Origin of the sequence: Pseudomonas sp. SORT22 (assembly GCF_018417635.1) — a bacterium.
GTDB lineage: Bacteria > Pseudomonadota > Gammaproteobacteria > Pseudomonadales > Pseudomonadaceae > Aquipseudomonas.
In genome coordinates this window covers 5,145,668-5,164,420 of the sequence record NZ_CP071007.1, presented here as the reverse complement: position 1 = coordinate 5,164,420, position 18,753 = coordinate 5,145,668, and the positions used below count along the sequence as shown (strand labels likewise).

11 protein-coding genes and 1 pseudogene are annotated in these 18,753 nt (G+C 62.6%); 6 read left to right on the top strand and 6 right to left on the bottom strand.

The window, feature by feature from the left end; translation table 11 throughout:
- Nucleotides 1–203: 203 nt before the first annotated feature.
- Nucleotides 204–569, bottom strand: a complete 366-nt coding sequence (locus JYG36_RS23740; RefSeq protein WP_093387872.1) for a PilZ domain-containing protein — start codon at nucleotides 567–569, stop codon at nucleotides 204–206.
- A 182-nt stretch (nucleotides 570–751) separates the two neighbouring features.
- Between JYG36_RS23740 and JYG36_RS23735 the strand changes: the two genes are divergently transcribed.
- The 3 genes from JYG36_RS23735 (at nucleotide 752) to yjiA (ending at nucleotide 4,081) form a co-directional block, all read left to right on the top strand.
- Nucleotides 752–2,818: a carbon starvation CstA family protein gene (locus tag JYG36_RS23735; RefSeq protein WP_045195915.1), complete on the top strand. Its 2,067-nt coding sequence runs from the start codon at nucleotides 752–754 to the stop codon at nucleotides 2,816–2,818.
- A gap of 18 nt (nucleotides 2,819–2,836) precedes the next feature.
- Complete coding sequence (locus JYG36_RS23730) at nucleotides 2,837–3,034, top strand: YbdD/YjiX family protein (protein ID WP_010226397.1); 198 nt, start codon at nucleotides 2,837–2,839, stop codon at nucleotides 3,032–3,034.
- 90 nt (nucleotides 3,035–3,124) lie between these two features.
- Complete coding sequence (gene yjiA / locus JYG36_RS23725; protein ID WP_093387875.1) at nucleotides 3,125–4,081, top strand: GTPase; 957 nt, start codon at nucleotides 3,125–3,127, stop codon at nucleotides 4,079–4,081.
- Nucleotides 4,082–4,200: 119 nt separating this feature from the next.
- Here yjiA and glyA read toward each other — a convergent pair whose 3' ends face one another.
- Entirely contained in the window at nucleotides 4,201–5,454 is a 1,254-nt protein-coding gene (glyA, locus tag JYG36_RS23720; RefSeq protein ID WP_093387878.1) for a serine hydroxymethyltransferase, read from the bottom strand.
- Nucleotides 5,455–5,650: 196 nt separating this feature from the next.
- Nucleotides 5,651–8,638: pseudogene (locus tag JYG36_RS23715) on the bottom strand (sensor domain-containing protein); the annotation flags it as partial.
- Between the two features lie 1,110 nt (nucleotides 8,639–9,748).
- Here JYG36_RS23715 and ettA point away from each other — a divergent pair.
- Nucleotides 9,749–11,413 (top strand): energy-dependent translational throttle protein EttA, encoded by a 1,665-nt coding sequence (gene ettA, locus JYG36_RS23710; protein ID WP_213602477.1) that lies wholly within the window; start codon nucleotides 9,749–9,751, stop codon nucleotides 11,411–11,413.
- Nucleotides 11,414–11,645: 232 nt separating this feature from the next.
- Nucleotides 11,646–12,983 carry an NADP-specific glutamate dehydrogenase gene (gdhA, locus tag JYG36_RS23705; protein WP_045196574.1) on the top strand — a complete coding sequence of 446 codons (1,338 nt, stop codon included), beginning with the start codon at nucleotides 11,646–11,648 and terminating at the stop codon, nucleotides 12,981–12,983.
- 39 nt (nucleotides 12,984–13,022) lie between these two features.
- Here the strand turns inward: gdhA and JYG36_RS23700 are convergent, their stop codons facing one another.
- The 3 genes from JYG36_RS23700 to JYG36_RS23690 all read right to left on the bottom strand — a co-directional run bounded on the left by JYG36_RS23700 (nucleotide 13,023) and on the right by JYG36_RS23690 (nucleotide 15,887).
- Nucleotides 13,023–13,379, bottom strand: a complete 357-nt coding sequence (locus tag JYG36_RS23700) for a lipoprotein (RefSeq protein WP_045195929.1) — start codon at nucleotides 13,377–13,379, stop codon at nucleotides 13,023–13,025.
- A gap of 88 nt (nucleotides 13,380–13,467) precedes the next feature.
- Nucleotides 13,468–15,321: a DUF7840 domain-containing protein gene (locus JYG36_RS23695; protein ID WP_093387887.1), complete on the bottom strand. Its 1,854-nt coding sequence runs from the start codon at nucleotides 15,319–15,321 to the stop codon at nucleotides 13,468–13,470.
- Between the two features lie 77 nt (nucleotides 15,322–15,398).
- Nucleotides 15,399–15,887, bottom strand: a complete 489-nt coding sequence (locus tag JYG36_RS23690) for a DUF3015 domain-containing protein (RefSeq protein WP_093387889.1) — start codon at nucleotides 15,885–15,887, stop codon at nucleotides 15,399–15,401.
- 277 nt (nucleotides 15,888–16,164) lie between these two features.
- Between JYG36_RS23690 and JYG36_RS23685 the strand changes: the two genes are divergently transcribed.
- Nucleotides 16,165–18,603 (top strand): Lon protease family protein, encoded by a 2,439-nt coding sequence (locus JYG36_RS23685; RefSeq protein WP_213602475.1) that lies wholly within the window; start codon nucleotides 16,165–16,167, stop codon nucleotides 18,601–18,603.
- Nucleotides 18,604–18,753: the final 150 nt, after the last annotated feature.

The window sequence follows — 18,753 nt, the reverse complement described above, 5'->3', positions numbered from 1 at the left end:
CCAGAACAATTGTATACAATTTTTAGATTTGCGTAGGAACAGTCCTACCCATGGTTTGGCTTCAGGGCTGGATGCAGATTCTGTTCCAAGAGCCACAGGCCAGCGCCACAGGGCCTCGTGCGGGCACCGTGGGGCTGGCTATAAAGCTGTCCAAACGGACAAGAAAGGTATTTGGGGGAAGGTAGGTAGGAAGCTAAGAGTTTCTAAACTTCGATCAGTTGGTGGAACTCGCGCTCCAGTTCGGTGCGATCGGCCAGATTAAGCTCGATCAGGCGGCACAGATGCTCCAGCGAAGGCAGGTCGATGTGCAGGCAGATAAAGCCGAGCTGCTGTTCATCGATATGGCGCAGTTGCACCTGCATCTCGACCTGCGCGCCTTCACCCAGGTGAATCACCGCATCGAACAGCTCTTCGAGGTCGGCGTCCCAGGGTTCGGGGTATTCGATCAATATGCCCTTGAGGGAGATGTCCAGCAGGCTGACCTGCCAACGGTGTTCGCCTTGCACCAGTTCGGTGGGGGCGTCGAAGGCAATGCGTTTGAAACGTCGACGTTCTAGGTGGTCGCTCATGTTCAGGCACTCCGGGGTTCTTCCTGACTATAGCTCAGCACTTGCCAAGGCCCGCGCAAGGGCGCATAACGAGATTTGTTCAACCACGCTGGAGGGCTCTAGACCAACGTGGGGGCTGGCCTTTCCTGCCAGTATCGCTAGACTCGAAAGGCTGTCTTTTATCCACTAGCTGGAAGCAAACCATGAACAACAATAATAGCCTGCTACGCCACATTCCGTGGCTGGCGCTGGCAGTCATAGGAGCCTGTGCGCTGGGTGTGGTTGCCCTGCGTCGTGGCGAGGCCATCAACGCCTTGTGGATCGTCGTCGCCTCGGTGGCCATCTACCTGGTCGCCTACCGCTACTACAGCCTGTTCATCGCCACCAAGGTGATGCAGCTGGACCCGCGTCGGGCCACCCCGGCGGTGGTCAACAACGACGGTCTGGACTACGTGCCGACCAACAAACACATTCTTTTCGGCCACCACTTCGCCGCGATTGCCGGCGCCGGCCCGTTGGTCGGTCCTGTGCTGGCGGCGCAGATGGGCTACCTGCCCGGTACGCTCTGGCTGATTGCCGGGGTGGTGCTGGCCGGTGCGGTACAGGACTTCATGATCCTGTTCCTCTCCACCCGCCGCAACGGCCGCTCGCTGGGTGACATGGTCCGTGAAGAAATGGGCCGGATCCCGGGCACCATCGCCCTGTTCGGCTGCTTCCTGATCATGATCATCATCCTCGCGGTGCTGGCGCTGATCGTGGTCAAGGCCCTGGCCGAGAGCCCGTGGGGCATGTTCACGGTGATGGCGACCATCCCGATCGCGATGTTCATGGGCATCTACATGCGCTACATCCGCCCGGGCCATATCGGCGAGATCTCGCTGATCGGCGTGGTGCTGCTGTTGCTGTCGATCTGGCTGGGGGGCCAGGTTGCCGCCGACCCGGTCTGGGGCCCGGCGTTCACCTTTACCGGCGTGCAGATCACCTGGATGCTGGTGGGCTACGGTTTCGTCGCCGCCGTGCTGCCGGTCTGGCTGGTGCTGGCGCCGCGTGACTACCTGTCGACCTTCCTCAAGATCGGCACCATCGTTGGCCTGGCCATCGGTATCCTGATCATCGCCCCGGAGCTTAAAATGCCGGCGCTGACCCAGTTCACCGACGGTACCGGCCCGGTGTGGAAGGGCACCCTGTTCCCGTTCCTGTTCATCACCATTGCCTGCGGCGCGGTATCGGGCTTCCATGCGCTGATTTCCTCGGGGACCACGCCCAAGCTGCTGGATAACGAAGTCAACGCCCGCTACATCGGCTACGGCGGCATGCTCATGGAGTCGTTCGTGGCGATCATGGCCATGGTTGCCGCTTCGGTGATCGAGCCAGGCGTGTACTTCGCCATGAACAGCCCGGCCGCGGTGGTCGGCTCTGATGTCGTCTCGGTAGCGCAAACCGTCAGCAGCTGGGGCTTTGCCATCACCCCTGATGCCCTCGAAGCGGTCGCCAAGGACATCGGCGAGCACACCATCCTGGCCCGTGCCGGCGGTGCGCCGACCCTGGCAGTGGGTATCGCGCAGATCCTTCACCAGGTGCTGCCGGGTGAAAACACCATGGCCTTCTGGTACCACTTCGCGATCCTGTTCGAGGCGCTGTTCATCCTCACAGCGGTGGACGCCGGTACCCGTGCCGGGCGCTTCATGCTCCAGGACCTGCTGGGCAGCTTCGTGCCTGCGCTCAAACGCACCGAATCGTGGGGCGCCAACCTGCTCGCCACCGCCGGTTGCGTGGCGCTCTGGGGTTACCTGCTGTACCAGGGCGTGATCGATCCGCTAGGTGGTATCAACACCTTGTGGCCGCTGTTCGGCATCTCCAACCAGATGCTCGCCGGTATCGCCCTGATGCTCGGCACGGTGGTGCTGATCAAAATGAAGCGCCAGCGCTACATCTGGGTCACCTTGCTGCCTGCGGTATGGCTGCTGATCTGCACCACCACCGCCGGTTTCATCAAGCTGTTCGACCCGAACCCGGCGGTTGGCTTCCTGGCCCTGGCCAACAAGTACAGCGCCGCGCTCGACGCCGGCCAGGTGCTGGCCCCGGCCAAGGACATCGGGCAGATGCAGCACGTGATTTTCAACGCCTACACCAACGCGGCCCTGACCGGCCTGTTCCTGTTCGTGGTCTTCAGCATTCTGTTCTTCGCCCTCAAGGTCGGCATCGCTGCCCTGGGCAAAAAAGAGCGGACTGACAAAGAGTCCCCGTTCCAGGCCCTGCCGGATGCGTAACCCAAGAGGAATGCAGTGATGTTCAACGATCTCGGTCGACTGGGTAAGTACCTGGGGCAGGCAGCCCGCCTGATGGTCGGCATGCCCGACTACGACAACTACGTCGAGCATATGCAGACCAAGCACCCGGACAAGCCGGTAATGACCTACGAGGAGTTCTTCCGCGAACGCCAGGAGGCACGTTACGGCGGCAAGGGTGGGCCAAAGTGCTGTTGAAAAGCGGCATGCAAGGCCAGTGACAAAGCTGTGGGAGCCCGGTTCGCGCCGGGCTCCCACAGTCATTTTCAGCGTTCAGGAGTATTCGGTTTGTTACCTCCAATTCCCGTTACCGTGCTCAGCGGCTTTCTCGGCGCCGGCAAGACCACCTTGCTGCGCCACCTGCTCAAGGCCGAGCACGGCCTGAAGATTGCCGTGATCGAAAACGAATTCAGCGATGCCGGCATCGATACCCAACTGCTCGGCGACGAGCCGGTGCAGGTCATGACCCTGGCCAACGGCTGCGTGTGCTGCAGTATCCACACCGACCTGACCAAGGCGCTGTTCCTGCTGCTCGAGCGCCTGGACAGCGGCGAGATCGCCTTCGACCGGCTGGTGATCGAATGCACGGGCCTGGCCGACCCGGCGCCGGTGGCGCAAACCTTCTTCATCGATGAAGAGCTGCGCGAGCGCTACATCCTCGACGGCATCATCACCCTGGTGGATGCCGCGCACGCCGATCAGCACCTGACCCAGGCCATTGCCCAGGCCCAGGTCGGTTTTGCCGACCGCCTGCTGGTGAGCAAGACCGATCTGGTCGACGCCGCCAGCTTCCAGGCCCTGAGCGAGCGCCTGGGGCGGATCAACCGCCGTGCGCCGATCCGGGTGGTGGAACACGGCAAGATCGATCTGGCCGAGTTGCTCGATGTGCGGGGTTTCAACCTCAATGCCAGTCTGAACGTGCGCCCGGTAGTAGCGGCGCCGAGTGTCGACCGGATCTCCAGCATGGTCCTGCGCACCGACCTGCCGCTGGATATCGACCGCCTCAGCGAGTTCATGAACCAGTTGCTTGAAGAGCACGGCAAGCAACTGCTTCGCTACAAAGGCGTGCTGAACATTGCCGGCGAGGATCGGCGCCTGGTGTTCCAGGGGGTGCTCAAGCTTTATGGCTTTGATTGGGATACCGAGTGGGCAGAGGGGGAAGTGCGCGAGAGTGTGATGGTGTTCATTGCCGACGATTTGCCGGAGGCGAAGATTCGCGAAGGGTTTGAGGCTTTGACTCTGTAGGAGCGGGCTTGCCCCGCGATGCGATGGTGCGATCACTATTGCATCGCGGAGCAAGCCCGCTCCTACAGGTACAAAAAAGCCCGGCTCTAGAGCCGGGCTTTTTCACATCACAACTGAGCTTAGTTGCCGTATACCGGCAGCTTGGCGCAGATGGCCTTGACCTTCTCGCGAACGGCGTCGATCACCGCTTCGTTGTTCAGGTCGGCGAGGATGTCGCAGATCCAGCCTGCCAGTTCTTTACACTCGGCCTCTTTGAAGCCACGAGTGGTCACAGCCGGGGTGCCGAAGCGCAGGCCGGAGGTGACGAACGGCGAACGTGGGTCGTTCGGTACCGAGTTCTTGTTGACGGTGATGAAGGCGCGACCCAGGGCGGCGTCGGCGTCTTTACCGGAGATTTCCTGCTTGATCAGCGACAGCAGGAACAGGTGGTTCTGGGTACCGCCGGAGACCACGTCAAAACCGCGCTCGATGAACACACCGGCCATGGCCTGGGCGTTCTTCACCACTTGTTGCTGGTAGGTCTTGAACTCAGGCTGCAGCGCTTCTTTGAAGCAGATGGCCTTGGCGGCGATCACGTGCTCCAGCGGGCCGCCCTGGGCGCCCGGGAATACTGCGGAGTTGAGCTTCTTCTCGATCTCGGCGTTGGCACGCGCGAGGATCAGGCCGCCACGTGGACCGCGCAGGGTCTTGTGGGTAGTGGTGGTGACCACGTCGGCGAATGGCACCGGGTTCGGGTACACGCCTGCAGCGACCAGGCCGGCAACGTGGGCCATGTCGACGAACAGGTAGGCACCGACCTTGTCGGCGATTTCACGGAAGCGTGGGAAGTCGAGGATCTGCGAGTAGGCCGAGAAACCGGCAACGATCATTTTCGGCTTGTGCTCGACCGCCAGGCGCTCGACTTCGTCGTAGTCGATCAGGCCGTTGGCGTCGATGCCGTACTGGATGGCGTTGTACAGCTTGCCCGAGGAGCTGACGTTGGCGCCGTGGGTCAGGTGACCGCCGTGGGCCAGGCTCATGCCCAGGATGGTGTCGCCGGCCGACAGCAGGGCCAGGTAGACGGCGCTGTTGGCTTGCGAGCCAGCGTGCGGCTGGACGTTGGCGTAATCGGCGCCGAACAGCTCCTTGGCACGGTCGATGGCCAGTTGCTCGACCACGTCGACGTATTCGCAACCGCCGTAGTAGCGCTTGCCCGGGTAGCCTTCGGCGTACTTGTTGGTCAGCACCGAGCCCTGGGCTTCCATGACAGCGGGGCTTGTGTAGTTTTCCGAGGCGATCAGCTCGATATGTTCTTCCTGGCGCTGAGCTTCTTGCTCCATGGCGGCAAAGAGATCGGCGTCGTACTTGGCAATGGTCAAATCACGGCTGAACATGGCGGTCCTCAAGGATCGTGCTGAAATAGGCGGGCATTCTACCTCATCAGCTTTTGTCTGGCATATGAAAGGGCATCATGTCGCAGACAAATGGGGCTCATGAGCGACAAGCTGCAAGCTTCAAGCGGCAAGTCAAAGGCCGGACGCGTAACGCTTCTAACTTGCCGCTTGTAGCTTAAGGCTTGCAGCTTCCTGCCTATTCGAACATGAACAGGGTTTCGTTGCTGAACTGCGCCTCGAACTGATGCGCCGGCATCGGTCGTCCGAACAGGTAGCCCTGCACTTCGTCACAGCCGTGTTCACGGAGGAACTCCAGCTGTTCGTGGGTCTCGACGCCCTCGGCGATCACCGCCAGGTTCAGGCTGTGGGCCATGGCGATGATCGCCCGGGCGATCTGTGCATCCTGCTCGCCCTCAGGCAGACCGTCGACGAAGGTGCGGTCGATCTTCAGCACGTCGATGGGGAACTGCTTGAGGTAGTTGAGCGACGAATAGCCGGTGCCGAAGTCGTCAACGGCGATGCTCAGGCCGAGGTTCTTCAGGCTGTCGAGGATCACCATGGCCTCGTTGACCTCGCGCATCAGGATACTTTCGGTCAGCTCCAGCTCCAGGCATGCCGGCGGCAGGCCGGTTTCCTTGAGGATGGTGGCGATGCGCTCGCCCAGTTGACCGTCGGAGAATTGCCGCGCCGAAATGTTCACCGACACCTTCGGCACCCGCACCTTGGCCTGGTGCCAGGCCTTGAGCTGGCGGCTGGCTTCCTTGAGTACCCAGTCGCCGACATCGACCACCAGGCCCAACTCCTCGATCACCGGGATGAAATCCCCCGGCGGTACCAGCCCGCGCCGTGGATGACGCCAGCGCAGCAACGCCTCGGCACCGGTCAGGCGCTTGCCGTCGCCGCTGAACTGCGGCTGGTAATAGAGGATGAATTCGTTCTGCTCCAGGGCATGGCGCAGGTCGCTTTCCAGCTCCAGGCGCTCCAGGGCACTGGCGTTCATGTCGGCCTGGTAGAACTGGAAGTTGTTCTTGCCGCGCTCCTTGGCGTGGTACATGGCGGTGTCGGCGTTCTTCATCAACTGGCTGAGTTCGCTGCCGTCCTGCGGGCTCAGGGCGATGCCGATACTGGCGGTGACGAAGAACTCGCGGTTCTCCAGCACGAATGGCCGCACCAGGCTGCCAAGGATCTGCTCGGCCACGTGAATGGCCCGGTTCAGGGCCATTTCGCGGGTGGCGCGCGGTTGCAGCAGCAAGGTGAACTCGTCGCCGCCCATGCGCGCCACGGTGTCGTCGTCATCGACGCAGTCGAGCAGGCGCTCGGCCATGTCCTTGAGCATGCGGTCGCCCGCGGCATGGCCGAGAGAGTCGTTGATCGGCTTGAAGCGGTCGAGGTCGAGGAACATCAGCACCACCCAGGCCTTTTGTCGCTCGGCTTGCTGCAGGGCAGTGTGCAGGCGGTCCTGGAACAGGGTGCGGTTGGGCAAGTGGGTCAGGGCGTCGTAGTAGGCCAGGCGATGGATGCGCTGTTCGCTGGCCTTGCGCTCGCTGATGTCGGTAAAGAAGCACACGTAGCTGGCCAGGTCGCCTTCATCGTCGAGCACCGCGGTAATGCCGACCCAGGCCGGGTAATGTTCGCCGCTGCGGCGCTTGAGCCACACTTCACCTTCCCAGGTGCCGCGCTGGTGCAGCTGTTTGAGCACGTAGCGCAGGTGTGCATCCTGGTGCTCATCGACGGTCAGCAGGCTCGGCAACTGGTCCAGCACGTCGGCCACGGCATAGCCGCTGACGCGGCTGAAGGCTTCGTTGGCCTGGACGATGTAGCCGGCCGGGTCGGTAATGAGGATCGCCGAGGTCGAGTGCTCGAACACCGTGGCGGCCATGCGCAGGTCTTTCTCGGCGCGGCGTTGCTGGCTGATGTCGCGGCCCACGCCAAGGATGCCCTCGAAGCGCTCCTGGTCATCCCAGACCAGCACCAGGCGCAGCTCGATCGGGATCTTGCGGCCGTCGGCGCGCAGGCAATCGAACAGGAACAGCTGGGTTGGCAACTGGGTGCGCAGCAGTTCCATCTGTTCGGGGTCGCCCAGGGCCTTGTTGACCCGCTCGACCAGGCTGTAGATACCGTTGAGCTGGGCCGGGTTGGCGATGGTCGAGTGCCAGCCGTTCTCGAAAATCCACTCCACTTCAAAGCCCAGCACCGCCTGGATCGACGGGCTGACGTAGTTCAGTTGCAACTGGCTGTCGGTGGAGAAGATCACGTCGCTGATACTTTCGGCGAGCATGCGGTAGCGCTGTTCGCTGTCGCGCAGAGACTCGCTGGCCTCGATCTGCTCGGTAACGTCCTTGCCGACGCCGATGATCCGCGTCACGCAACCTGCGCTGTCGCGGGTCAGGGCCTGCTCGCGGATGTCGAAACGCAGCCAGCGCTGGTCGTGGTGACGGAAGCGCAGCTGGCAATGCAGTTGCTCGACGTAGCCCGAATCGCGTTGCTGCTGGCGCAACTGGTGATAGAGCTGGGCGTCGTCCGGGTGCAGCAGCACCTCCCAGAAATGGTCGCCCATCTGCGCAAGCTCGGTGCGGCTGTAACCCAGGGTCTGGCCGAGGTTGCGGTTGCTGAAGATCATCAGCTGGCTATGCACGTCCTGGACGTACAACTGGTCGGGCACGGTGCGCACCACATCCGACCAGAAGCTTTCGCGCTCGAGCAACGACAGCTCGACCTGCTTGCGGCTGGTGATGTCGCTGATGCTGAGGATCACTGCCTGGTAATCGCGGCGCTGCTGCGGGAAACGCACCATCAGCCACAGGTGCAGGTCGTCGCCACCGGGCACCGGCAGGCGCACTTCCAGCTCCAGCTGCTGCTGGTTGTCGAGGATCGCCCCGAGGAGCTGGATGCCGATGCCTTCGTTGCCGGTCTGCGAGCCTTCGACCAGGCGTTGCCAGGCACTGTCGCAACAGTTGACGCCCAGCAGTTGCAAGGCCACCTGGTTGACCTCGGTGACTTTCAGCTCCTGGAGCAAAATCCGCCGCAATGGCTGGTCGAAAGCCAGGCGCTGTTCCAGCGCCGGGCGGCTGCGCAGGCGATAGCGCTCGAGCTGGCCGGGCAGGCCCGAGAGATCTAGCACGCACAGGGCGACCCCGGTGCCTTCGAAGATATCGTGATAGCGTCGGCGGCTTTCCTGCAGCAGGCGATGGCGGCGGCGCATGTTGATCAGCGCCAGCAGCGGGATCAGCGCGCAGAACAGCCCGAGCATGCATTTGCCGATCAGCGCCGGCAGCAGTTGCTGGCGGGCAAGGCCGGCATCGAACAGGCCGCGCAGTTGCCAGGTACTGTTGTCGAGGAACGCCAGCATCACGCTTTGCAGCGGCTCGTCGCTGCCGGGGGTCGGCTGATGGCGGTTGATGATCTCGCCGGTGCGGCTGTTTTCCAGCAGCCACAACGGGTGATTGGGGCGGTCCAGGTGGTTGGTCAGGTCGCTGTAGTAACCCGGGGCCAGGCGCAGGAACCAGTAGCCGCTGGGCGCCTCGCCCGGCTGGCGCAGCAACAGGTAGACCTGCTGGTTGTCGGCACTGTTGCTGTAATAGAAGTCGCGGCCCTGGTTGAGTCGCAGCAGTTCGTCCAGTGCCTGGTAATCGGGTGTATCCTTCAGGCTGTCGGCCTGCAGGCTGCCATCGGCACCAATCCAGGCGACGCTGAGCAGCTTGGGCTGCTGCTGGCGCAGTTGCGCGATGACCTGCGCCAGTTGCTCAGGGGCAGGCGATGAGCGGTAGGGCTGGATCTGGTTGAGCGCCACCTGGGCCTTGAGCGCCATGTTCAGGCTCATGTGGTCGGCGAGCTCGGCGCTGGCGTTCAGGCTGTGCTGGTACTGGTCAGCCTGGGTATGACGGAACTGGGCGATCAACTGCCACAGCAGCAGGCCCAGCAGCAACAGCACCAACAGGGCCAGCGCGCCTTTCAATGAGCCGCGCAGCGGCGAGCCTGACGCAGTGGCCGGCTTGCGCAGGGATGACGGCTGAGTGAGATTGGTCAAACGTTGATCCTGCGGTATGGCTGGATGGCAGGTTTAGAGCTGCTGGTTGGCAAGTGCCGCGTTCCTGGCGACGGCTCCGGTTGCGCACTATAAGCCGGACGCCCGAAGGGCGGCTAGCATGCCCGCAAACGTGGCAAAGTGCCAGCCCTGTTCGTCGGCGGTTTGCCCAACCCGGCGCATTACGGTAGCTTTGGCCCTTTCCTGGGCGCCACGGCGCCCTTCATCTGTTTCGTTTCTATTTTTTCGTCTCTGACGCTAGGTTTTTCCATGGCTCAATACGTCTATACCATGCATCGGCTGGGCAAGGTTGTCCCGCCGAAGCGGGAAATCCTCAAGAACATTTCGCTGTCCTTCTTCCCCGGCGCCAAGATCGGCGTGCTCGGCCTCAACGGCTCGGGTAAATCCACCCTGCTGAAAATCATGGCGGGTGTCGATACCGAGTTCGACGGCGAAGCCCGTCCGATGCCGGACCTGAACATCGGCTACCTGCCGCAGGAGCCACAGCTGGACCCGTCCAAGACCGTGCGTGAAGTGGTCGAGGAAGCGGTCAGCGTGATCAAGGACGCCCAGGCCCGCCTGGACGAAGTCTACGCCGCCTACGCCGAGCCGGATGCCGACTTCGACAAGCTGGCCGCCGAACAGGCCAAACTCGAAGCCATCCTCCAGGCCAGCGACGGTCACAACCTCGAGCGCCAGCTGGAAGTGGCCGCCGACGCCCTGCGCCTGCCAGCGTGGGAAGCCAAGGTCGAGCACCTGTCCGGTGGTGAGAAGCGCCGTGTGGCCCTGTGCCGCCTGCTGCTGTCGGCCCCCGACATGCTCCTGCTCGACGAACCGACCAACCACCTGGACGCCGATTCCGTCGCCTGGCTGGAACACTTCCTTCACGACTTCCCGGGCACCGTGGTCGCGATTACCCACGACCGGTACTTCCTCGACAACGTTGCCGGCTGGATCCTCGAGCTCGACCGCGGCGCCGGTATTCCGTATGAAGGCAACTATTCGGGTTGGCTGGAAGCCAAGTCCGAGCGTCTGGCCCAGGAATCCAAGCAGCAGTCGGCCCATGAAAAGGCCATGAAGGAAGAACTGGAGTGGGTGCGCAAAGGCGCCAAGGCACGTCAGTCCAAGTCCAAGGCCCGCCTGCAACGCTTCGAAGAAATGCAGTCGCAGGAATTCCAGAAGCGCAGCGAGACCAACGAGATCTACATCCCGGCCGGTCCGCGCCTGGGTGACAAGGTCATCGAGTTCAAGAACGTCAGCAAGGGCTATGGCGATCGCGTGCTGATCGACAACCTGTCGTTCTCCATGCCAAAAGGCGCGATCGTCGGCGTGATCGGCGGTAACGGTGCCGGTAAATCGACTCTGTTCCGCATGCTGATGGGCAAGGAACAACCGGACTCGGGCAGCATCGAGATCGGTGAAACCGTGCAACTGGCCTGCGTCGACCAGAGCCGTGAAGACCTCGACGGCAACAAGACCGTGTTCCAGCAGATCTCCGACGGCTCCGACCAGCTGCGCATCGGCACCTACGAGATTCCGTCGCGCACCTACGTTGGCCGTTTCAACTTCAAGGGCGGCGACCAGCAGAAGTTCGTCAAGGACCTCTCCGGTGGTGAGCGCGGCCGTCTGCACCTGGCCCTGACCCTGAAAGAGGGCGCCAACGTCCTGCTGCTCGACGAACCGTCCAACGACCTCGACGTCGAAACCCTGCGTTCGCTGGAGGAAGCCCTGCTGGACTTCCCGGGCGCCGCTATCGTGATTTCTCACGATCGCTGGTTCCTGGACCGCGTGGCGACCCACATCCTGGCCTACGAAGACGATTCGCAGGCGGTGTTCTTCGAAGGCAACTACACCGAGTACGAAGCCGATCGCAAGAAACGCCTGGGCGAAGCGGCTGCCCAGCCGCACCGCGTACGGCACAAAAAACTGGCATGACCCTCAGGGGTTTGCACTGAAACGGGGCCTTCGGGTCCCGTTTTTTTTGCCCGAAATTTACCCCGGCCCTGTAGGAGCGGGCTTGCCTCGCGATACGGCTTAACATGTATACACTTATACAAATGCACCATTTAATTTCATAAAAACGACATTGCGCCCTGTTGCGGTGCCGTGGCTTCTTGGTAAAGTCGAGGAAAAAACATAAGTCCAACTCCATCTGGTGAATGTCTACATGATCGAATCTGTCGAAGATTTCCTCGCGCGCCTCAAGCAACGCGACCCGGCCCAGCCTGAATTCCATCAGGCGGTCGAAGAGGTGCTGCGCAGCCTCTGGCCGTTCCTCGAAGCCAATCCACACTACCTGCAGGCCGGTATCCTCGAGCGTATGGTCGAGCCTGAGCGGGCGATCCTGTTTCGCGTGTCGTGGGTCGATGACCAGGGCAAGGTCCAGGTCAACCGCGGCTACCGCATCCAGATGAGCAGTGCCATCGGCCCGTACAAGGGCGGCCTGCGCTTCCACCGCTCGGTGAACCTTGGCGTGCTCAAATTCCTAGCCTTCGAACAGGTATTCAAGAACTCCCTGACCTCGCTGCCCATGGGCGGCGGCAAGGGCGGCTCGGACTTCGATCCGAAGGGCAAGAGCGATGCCGAAGTCATGCGCTTCTGCCAGGCATTCATGAGCGAGCTGTACCGCCACATCGGTGCCGACCTCGATGTGCCGGCCGGCGATATCGGCGTTGGCGCCCGCGAGATCGGCTTCCTGTTCGGCCAGTACAAGCGCCTGGCCAACCAGTTCACCTCGGTGCTGACCGGCAAAGGCATGACTTACGGCGGCAGCCTGATCCGCCCGGAAGCCACCGGCTACGGCTGCGTGTACTTCGCCGAAGAAATGCTCAAGCGCCAGGACCTGCGCATCGACGGTCGCCGGGTGGCCATCTCCGGCTCCGGCAACGTTGCCCAGTATGCGGCGCGCAAGGTCATGGACCTGGGCGGCAAGGTGATCTCGCTGTCCGACTCCGAAGGCACCCTGTACTGCGAAGCCGGCATGAGCGACGAGCAGTGGGATGCGCTGATGGAGCTGAAAAACGTCAAGCGCGGCCGTATCAGCGAGCTGGCCGAACGTTTCGGCCTGGAGTTCCGCAAGGGCCAGCGCCCCTGGAACCTGGCCTGCGACATTGCCCTGCCATGCGCGACGCAGAACGAACTGGACGCCGAAGACGCCCGCACCCTGCTGCGCAACGGCTGCCTCTGCGTGGCCGAAGGCGCCAACATGCCGACCACCCTCGAGGCTGTGGATATCTTCATCGAGGCCGGCATTCTCTTCGCCCCGGGCAAGGCCTCCAACGCCGGCGGTGTGGCCGTCAGTGGCCTGGAGATGTCGCAGAACGCCATGCGCCTGCTGTGGACCGCCGGTGAAGTGGACAGCAAGCTGCACAACATCATGCAGTCGATCCACCATGCCTGCGTGCACTACGGCGAAGAGAACGGCCGCATCAACTACGTCAAAGGCGCCAACATCGCCGGCTTCGTCAAGGTTGCCGATGCCATGCTGGCCCAGGGCGTGGTTTAAGTCTCGGGCTCGACGGCGACGACCTCGGGTGCTTGCGGCCTATTTGTGTCGATAGGCGCGCGCGGCGTCGCGATCCTTTTCTTCCTGCCACTGCTCATCGCGCTCATCCCAATGACGGGCGCGATACTCCTGCAGGTCCTGGTTCTCCTGCATGGCGTGGCACTGGCGAAAGCCGTCGTCCCAGCCGGACTCGTACTGGCGGTTGTGCAGGTAGCGCGGCACGTCTTTGCGAAAGTCCCCGGCCATCACCCCGGCGGCCTGGCGACCGCTGCTGCAACCGTCCTGGAAGCCATCGGCATAGGCCGGTGGGTAACCTTGATTGATCAATTGCTCATGGGTTGTCTGGCAACCTGTGAGCACACCCATTACCACCATTACCAGCCAGTACCGCCGCATATTCAGACTCTCCGCTTGCCAGGGAAAGTCTAGGCGGGCAATTGTCGGCGGCGTGTCAAAAGGATGTGATCAAGGTATTGGGGCCTTGCTAATAGTGATACCACTTGAGCTCCAGCATCACCTCGTTCTGCGCTGACGCAAGCTTGCTGAAGTCGCGGCTGGCACTCAAACGTACACCCAGATCGCGGGACAGCTCCCACTGCTGATTCAGACTCAGGCTACGGCGCACCTCGCCATTGGTGAAGTAGTCGGCCTTGGCCTCGACGCTCAGGTTGCCCAGCGGGTTGCGCCACAGCATCCCGGTATTGAAGCCTGCAGCCGGCGCAATGAAGCCGGCGAAGTCATTGTTGTGCTCGACGCGCACCGTGCCCAGGGCAAAGCCCAGTACGTCATCGGCCAACTGCCAGGTAGCGCCGGCGCCGCCGTTGACGTGGCTGACCAGCACCTCGTCGCCGTGCTTGCCCAGCACTCGCTCAAGCCCCCCGGCGACCTGCCAGGACCAGGGTTGCAGCAGGGCGTTGCGCGGGGTCAGCGAGCGGATGGTCGCCAGGTCCAGACGCTGCACCTGCCAGTCGTTGCCTTCGTACTGGCGCAGCTTGAGCTGGAGGATCTCGATCTGTGCGCCGAGGGGGAAGCCGTAGGCGTTGTCGTTGAGGTCGTGATAGGCCATGCGCAGGCCATATTCGGCGTAGGCGCGATCATCGCGGCTGCCCAGGCCCAATTGCCAGGTACGTGACTGGTGGCCGTCCTCAGGCAAGCCGGGGCGCTCGATCTCAAGCTCCGGCGGCGGGTTGCGGTTGATTGCCCGCAGCAGCTCGAAGCTGCGCTTGGTCCGCGCCGGGTCGCGCTCCTGACCGTTGGCGCGGTAACGCTCCAGGCGGTAGGCGGCGTCCTGCACCAGGGCCTGGCGCTCGCGGGGCAGGGCGGTGAACGCGGGGCTCTGTAGCTGCGCGGTGTCGGCACTGACGGCCAGCACCTGTTGCTGTTCCTCGGCCTCCAGCGGCTTGGCGCGCTCCAGCAGTTCGCGCTCGCGCGACGGCCGGTAGTCGATACGCTCGACCAGGCCGGCCTGCTTGACCGCCTTGACCGTGTCGGTGGGGATCGCGGTCAGCGGGAACTGCGAAGTCAGGTCCAGGCTCGGGCGCGCCACCTGCAGCAGCTCGAGCAGGCGGTAGGAGCAGTTTTCGTCGAAGAAGAAGTAGTCGAACTGGATCTGCTTGAGTTCCCAGACGTGCTCGACCATGCGCCCGGTTTCTTCCGGGGTCAGGTTCAGCCGGTATTCCCACAGGTCGCGGTTTTCCAGGCTACGGTACTCGGAGAGTTTCTCTTGGTAGGGCACCAGGGCGAACAGGCCCGGGTAGCCGCCCATCAGGCCCTTCCAGGCATAGAGGATGCTGTTGTCGCTGCCTTCGATATAGGCGCCGAAGTTGATCGCGTAGCTGAGCAGGGCGGTTTCGTTGCTCTGCACGTCGGCCTGGTCGATGCGTAGCAGGGTATGGCCGAACATCGACGAGGGGCTGTTGAGGTAGGCGGCCGGGAAGATCATCACCGCACTGTGCGGCGAGACGTCCTTGAACCACTGGGTGTAGTCCTTGCAGTCCGGGCTCGGCAGGTCGTCCAGTTGCAACTGCTCGCGCAGCCAGCGGGTACGTGCCGGGAACACGCACTGGGCATGTTTGTCGCCCAGGCTCGCCGGTGCGTACAGCGCCTTGACGGTGGCGCGCAGCTCCTGGTCGGGGTGATGGGCACCGTCCTGGGCAAGAAAGAAGCGTTGGTCATCGACATAGCTGCGCCAGCCGCCCAGCTTGGCCGTCTCGTAATGGCCGAGGGCGATCCAGTAGCGGTCGGCCGCCAGTTGCTTAAGGCGTGCTTCATCGAATGAAGGGGCAGCATGCAGCGGGGCGCAGGCACAGAGCGCCAGGTAGGCAAGGCGTTTGAGCATGTCGGGCAACTAAGTCTGAATGATGCCGATAGAGGCGGACAACAACCCGCCCCGGTGAAGGGGCGGGTGGGCCGAGCTTAAGCCTGGGTGACGTACTTGGCCAGGCGTGGATCGCTTTTCAGCACTGCGAGGGTGTTGCTGTGTACATCTTCAGCCGTGACATCGGCGGTCTTGAAGATGTCCTGGAAGTGTTGATGGGTAACCGCGGCGAAGTGCGCGCGATCTTCCGGTGCGACACCGAGCACCACGGCATAGGTGGTCAGTGCTTCACCTTGACCCTTGGCCATGTCTTCGGAGAGTTCGTTCATCATGCCGTTCATGGCGAACCATGATTTACCGCCATAGGTCAGCGCAGCGTTGGTCGAGCAGCCGTTGGTGCCCGAGGTCATGCCGAAAGTGGCGTTGCCGGAGGTGCCGTTGGTGGTGGATGCAAGGAAGTGGGCCGGTGTGCCGCGTTGGCCCTCGAACAGCATGTTGCCCCAGCCGCAATCCGGTCCGCCAGGGGCCTGGGCCATGGCATTGAGGGAGACCGCGGTGAACAGAGTACCCAGAAGAATCCGTTTCATAGCATTGTTCTCTTTCTAGAATTACATACCAAAGGTCAGGGTTGTCTGGCATATCTGTAGGACCAGTTGCCAGGGCGGGTCGGTTATTTACCCAGCCGCGCAGTTTGGAGTTTAGGCACGATCTAAGGGTTCCGTGATTTATTGCGAAAGATTGCCTGAAAATATTGACGTAGATCGGCTTTTCGCCCCTGCGACAATTAGCAGCGATGAGCCTTGCAACGTGCACGCGCACGGCGCCAGAATGCTGACATCCGCCCCGCCGAAGTAAGGAAGCCCGATGCCCGATCCTGTCGCTGCGAGCCTGCGTCTTGCGCCCGAAGCCCTGACCCGGCCGTTTTCCGCTGAACAGTTCGCTTTTTCCACCACCAATGATCTGGAGCCTTTTCGCGGTGTGCTTGGCCAGGAGCGTGCAGTCGAAGCCTTGCAGTTCGGCGTCGCCATGCCGCGTCCCGGGTATAACGTCTTCGTCATGGGCGAGCCCGGCACTGGTCGTTTCTCGTTCGTCAAACGCTACCTCAAGGCCGAAGGCAAGCGCCTGCAAACGCCCTCGGACTGGGTCTATGTCAACAACTACGACGAGCCACGCGAGCCGCGCGCGCTGGAGTTGCCACCGGGCAGCGCCGGTGCGTTCATCAGCGACATCGGTGGCCTGATCGACAACCTGTTGGCAACCTTTCCGGCAGTGTTCGAGCACCCGTCCTACCAGCAGAAGAAAAGCGCCATCGACCGCGCCTTCAACCAGCGATACGACCGTGCCCTGGATGTGATCGAGCGCGCCTCGCTGGAAAAGGACGTGGCCCTGTACCGCGACAGCAGCAACGTTGCCTTCACCCCGATGGCCGACGGCAAGGCGCTGGACGAAGCGGAATTTGCGCAGCTGCCGGAAGCCGAGCGCGAGCGTTTCCACGACGATATCGCCGCGCTGGAAGAACGCCTCAACGAAGAACTGGCGAGCCTGCCGCAATGGAAGCGTGAATCGAGCAACCAGCTGCGTCAGCTCAACGAAGAAACCATCACCCTGGCCTTGCAGCCATTGCTGGCGCCGCTGTCTGAGAAGTACGCCGAGAACGCCGCCGTCTGTGCCTACCTGCAAGCCATGCAGGTCTACCTGCTGCGCACCGTGGTCGAGCAACTGGTTGATGACAGCAAGACCGACGCCCAGGCGCGCAAGCTGCTCGAAGAGCAGTACGCACCGAGCCTGGTGGTCGGCCATCACGCCAGCGGCGGGGCGCCGGTGGTGTTCGAGCCGCACCCGACCTACGACAACCTGTTCGGCCGTATCGAATACAGCACCGACCAGGGCGCGTTGTACACCACCTATCGGCAACTGCGCCCGGGGGCCCTGCACCGGGCCAACGGCGGCTTCCTGATTCTGGAAGCCGAGAAGATGCTCAGCGAGCCGTTTGTCTGGGACGCGCTCAAGCGCGCCCTGCAGTCGCGCAAGCTGAAGATGGAATCGCCGTTGGGCGAGTTCGGCCGCCTGGCCACCGTGACCCTCAACCCGCAGATGATCCCGCTGAACATCAAGGTGGTGATCATCGGTGCGCGCCAGCTGTACTACGCCCTGCAGGATCACGATCCGGACTTCCAGGAGATGTTCCGGGTGCTGGTCGACTTCGACGAAGACATCCCCATGGTCGACGAGAGCCTGGAGCAGTTCGCCCAGTTGCTCAAGACCCGCACCAGCGAGGAGGGCATGGCGCCGCTGAGCGCCGACGCGGTGGCGCGCCTGGCGACCTACAGCGCGCGCCTGGCCGAGCACCAGGGGCGTTTGTCGGCGCGTATTGGTGATTTGTTCCAGCTGGTCAGCGAGGCGGATTTCATCCGCCACCTGGCCAATGACGAAATGACCGACGCCGGGCACATCGAACGTGCGCTCAAGGCCAAGGCCACGCGCACCGGCCGTGTGTCGGCGCGGATTCTCGACGACATGCTGGCCGGCATCATCCTCATCGATACCGACGGCGCCGCGGTGGGCAAGTGCAACGGCCTGACCGTACTGGAAGTCGGCGATTCAGCCTTCGGTGTGCCGGCGCGGATCTCCGCCACGGTCTACCCCGGCGGCAGCGGTATCGTCGACATCGAGCGCGAGGTCAACCTCGGCCAGCCGATCCACTCCAAGGGGGTGATGATCCTCACCGGTTACCTGGGCAGCCGTTATGCCCAGGAATTCCCCCTGGCGATCTCCGCGAGTATCGCCCTGGAGCAGTCCTACGGTTATGTCGACGGCGACAGCGCCTCGCTGGGCGAGGCCTGCACGCTGATCTCGGCCTTGTCGAAAACCCCGCTCAAGCAGTGCTTCGCCATCACCGGCTCGATCAACCAGTTCGGTGAAGTGCAGGCGGTCGGTGGGGTCAACGAGAAGATCGAGGGCTTCTTCCGCCTTTGTGAAGCCCGTGGCCTGACTGGCGAGCAGGGCGCGATCATCCCGCGTGCCAACGTTGCCACGTTGATGCTCGACGAGCGGGTGCTGCAGGCGGTACGCGCCGGCATGTTCCACGTCTATGCCGTAAGCCAGGCCGACGAGGCCCTGAGCCTTTTGGTCGGTGAACCTGCCGGTGAGCCGGATGAAGAAGGCCAGTTCCCGGAAGGCAGTGTCAACGCCCGGGTCGTCGAGCGCTTGCGGGTAATTGCCGAGATGATCAGCGAAGAGGACCTCAAGGAGGCAGAAAAGGAGCAGGCCGAGCAGGCCCTGGCCCAGGTCAAACCGTCCTGATCTGAGTGGTACGAGTCAAAAAAACGGCGCTAAATGGAACATGACCATTCGGCGCCGGTTTTTCCACGCATGGGCGGAATTCTTCTATTCTTCAGTTCAGGGACAGTGGTAGGTACAGGAAGAGACAGCCTTCACCTGAAGGCTGAACAA

Bases quoted from the DNA above. Each gene is read 5' to 3' on its own strand.
- JYG36_RS23740 (WP_093387872.1), bottom strand. From the start codon at position 569: ATGAGCGACCACCTAGAACGTCGACGTTTCAAACGCATTGCCTTCGAC.
- JYG36_RS23735 (WP_045195915.1), top strand. From the start codon at position 752: ATGAACAACAATAATAGCCTGCTACGCCACATTCCGTGGCTGGCGCTG.
- JYG36_RS23730 (WP_010226397.1), top strand. From the start codon at position 2,837: ATGTTCAACGATCTCGGTCGACTGGGTAAGTACCTGGGGCAGGCAGCC.
- glyA (WP_093387878.1), bottom strand. From the start codon at position 5,454: ATGTTCAGCCGTGATTTGACCATTGCCAAGTACGACGCCGATCTCTTT.
- ettA (WP_213602477.1), top strand. From the start codon at position 9,749: ATGGCTCAATACGTCTATACCATGCATCGGCTGGGCAAGGTTGTCCCG.
- gdhA (WP_045196574.1), top strand. From the start codon at position 11,646: ATGATCGAATCTGTCGAAGATTTCCTCGCGCGCCTCAAGCAACGCGAC.
- JYG36_RS23700 (WP_045195929.1), bottom strand. From the start codon at position 13,379: ATGCGGCGGTACTGGCTGGTAATGGTGGTAATGGGTGTGCTCACAGGT.
- JYG36_RS23695 (WP_093387887.1), bottom strand. From the start codon at position 15,321: ATGCTCAAACGCCTTGCCTACCTGGCGCTCTGTGCCTGCGCCCCGCTG.
- JYG36_RS23690 (WP_093387889.1), bottom strand. From the start codon at position 15,887: ATGAAACGGATTCTTCTGGGTACTCTGTTCACCGCGGTCTCCCTCAAT.
- JYG36_RS23685 (WP_213602475.1), top strand. From the start codon at position 16,165: ATGCCCGATCCTGTCGCTGCGAGCCTGCGTCTTGCGCCCGAAGCCCTG.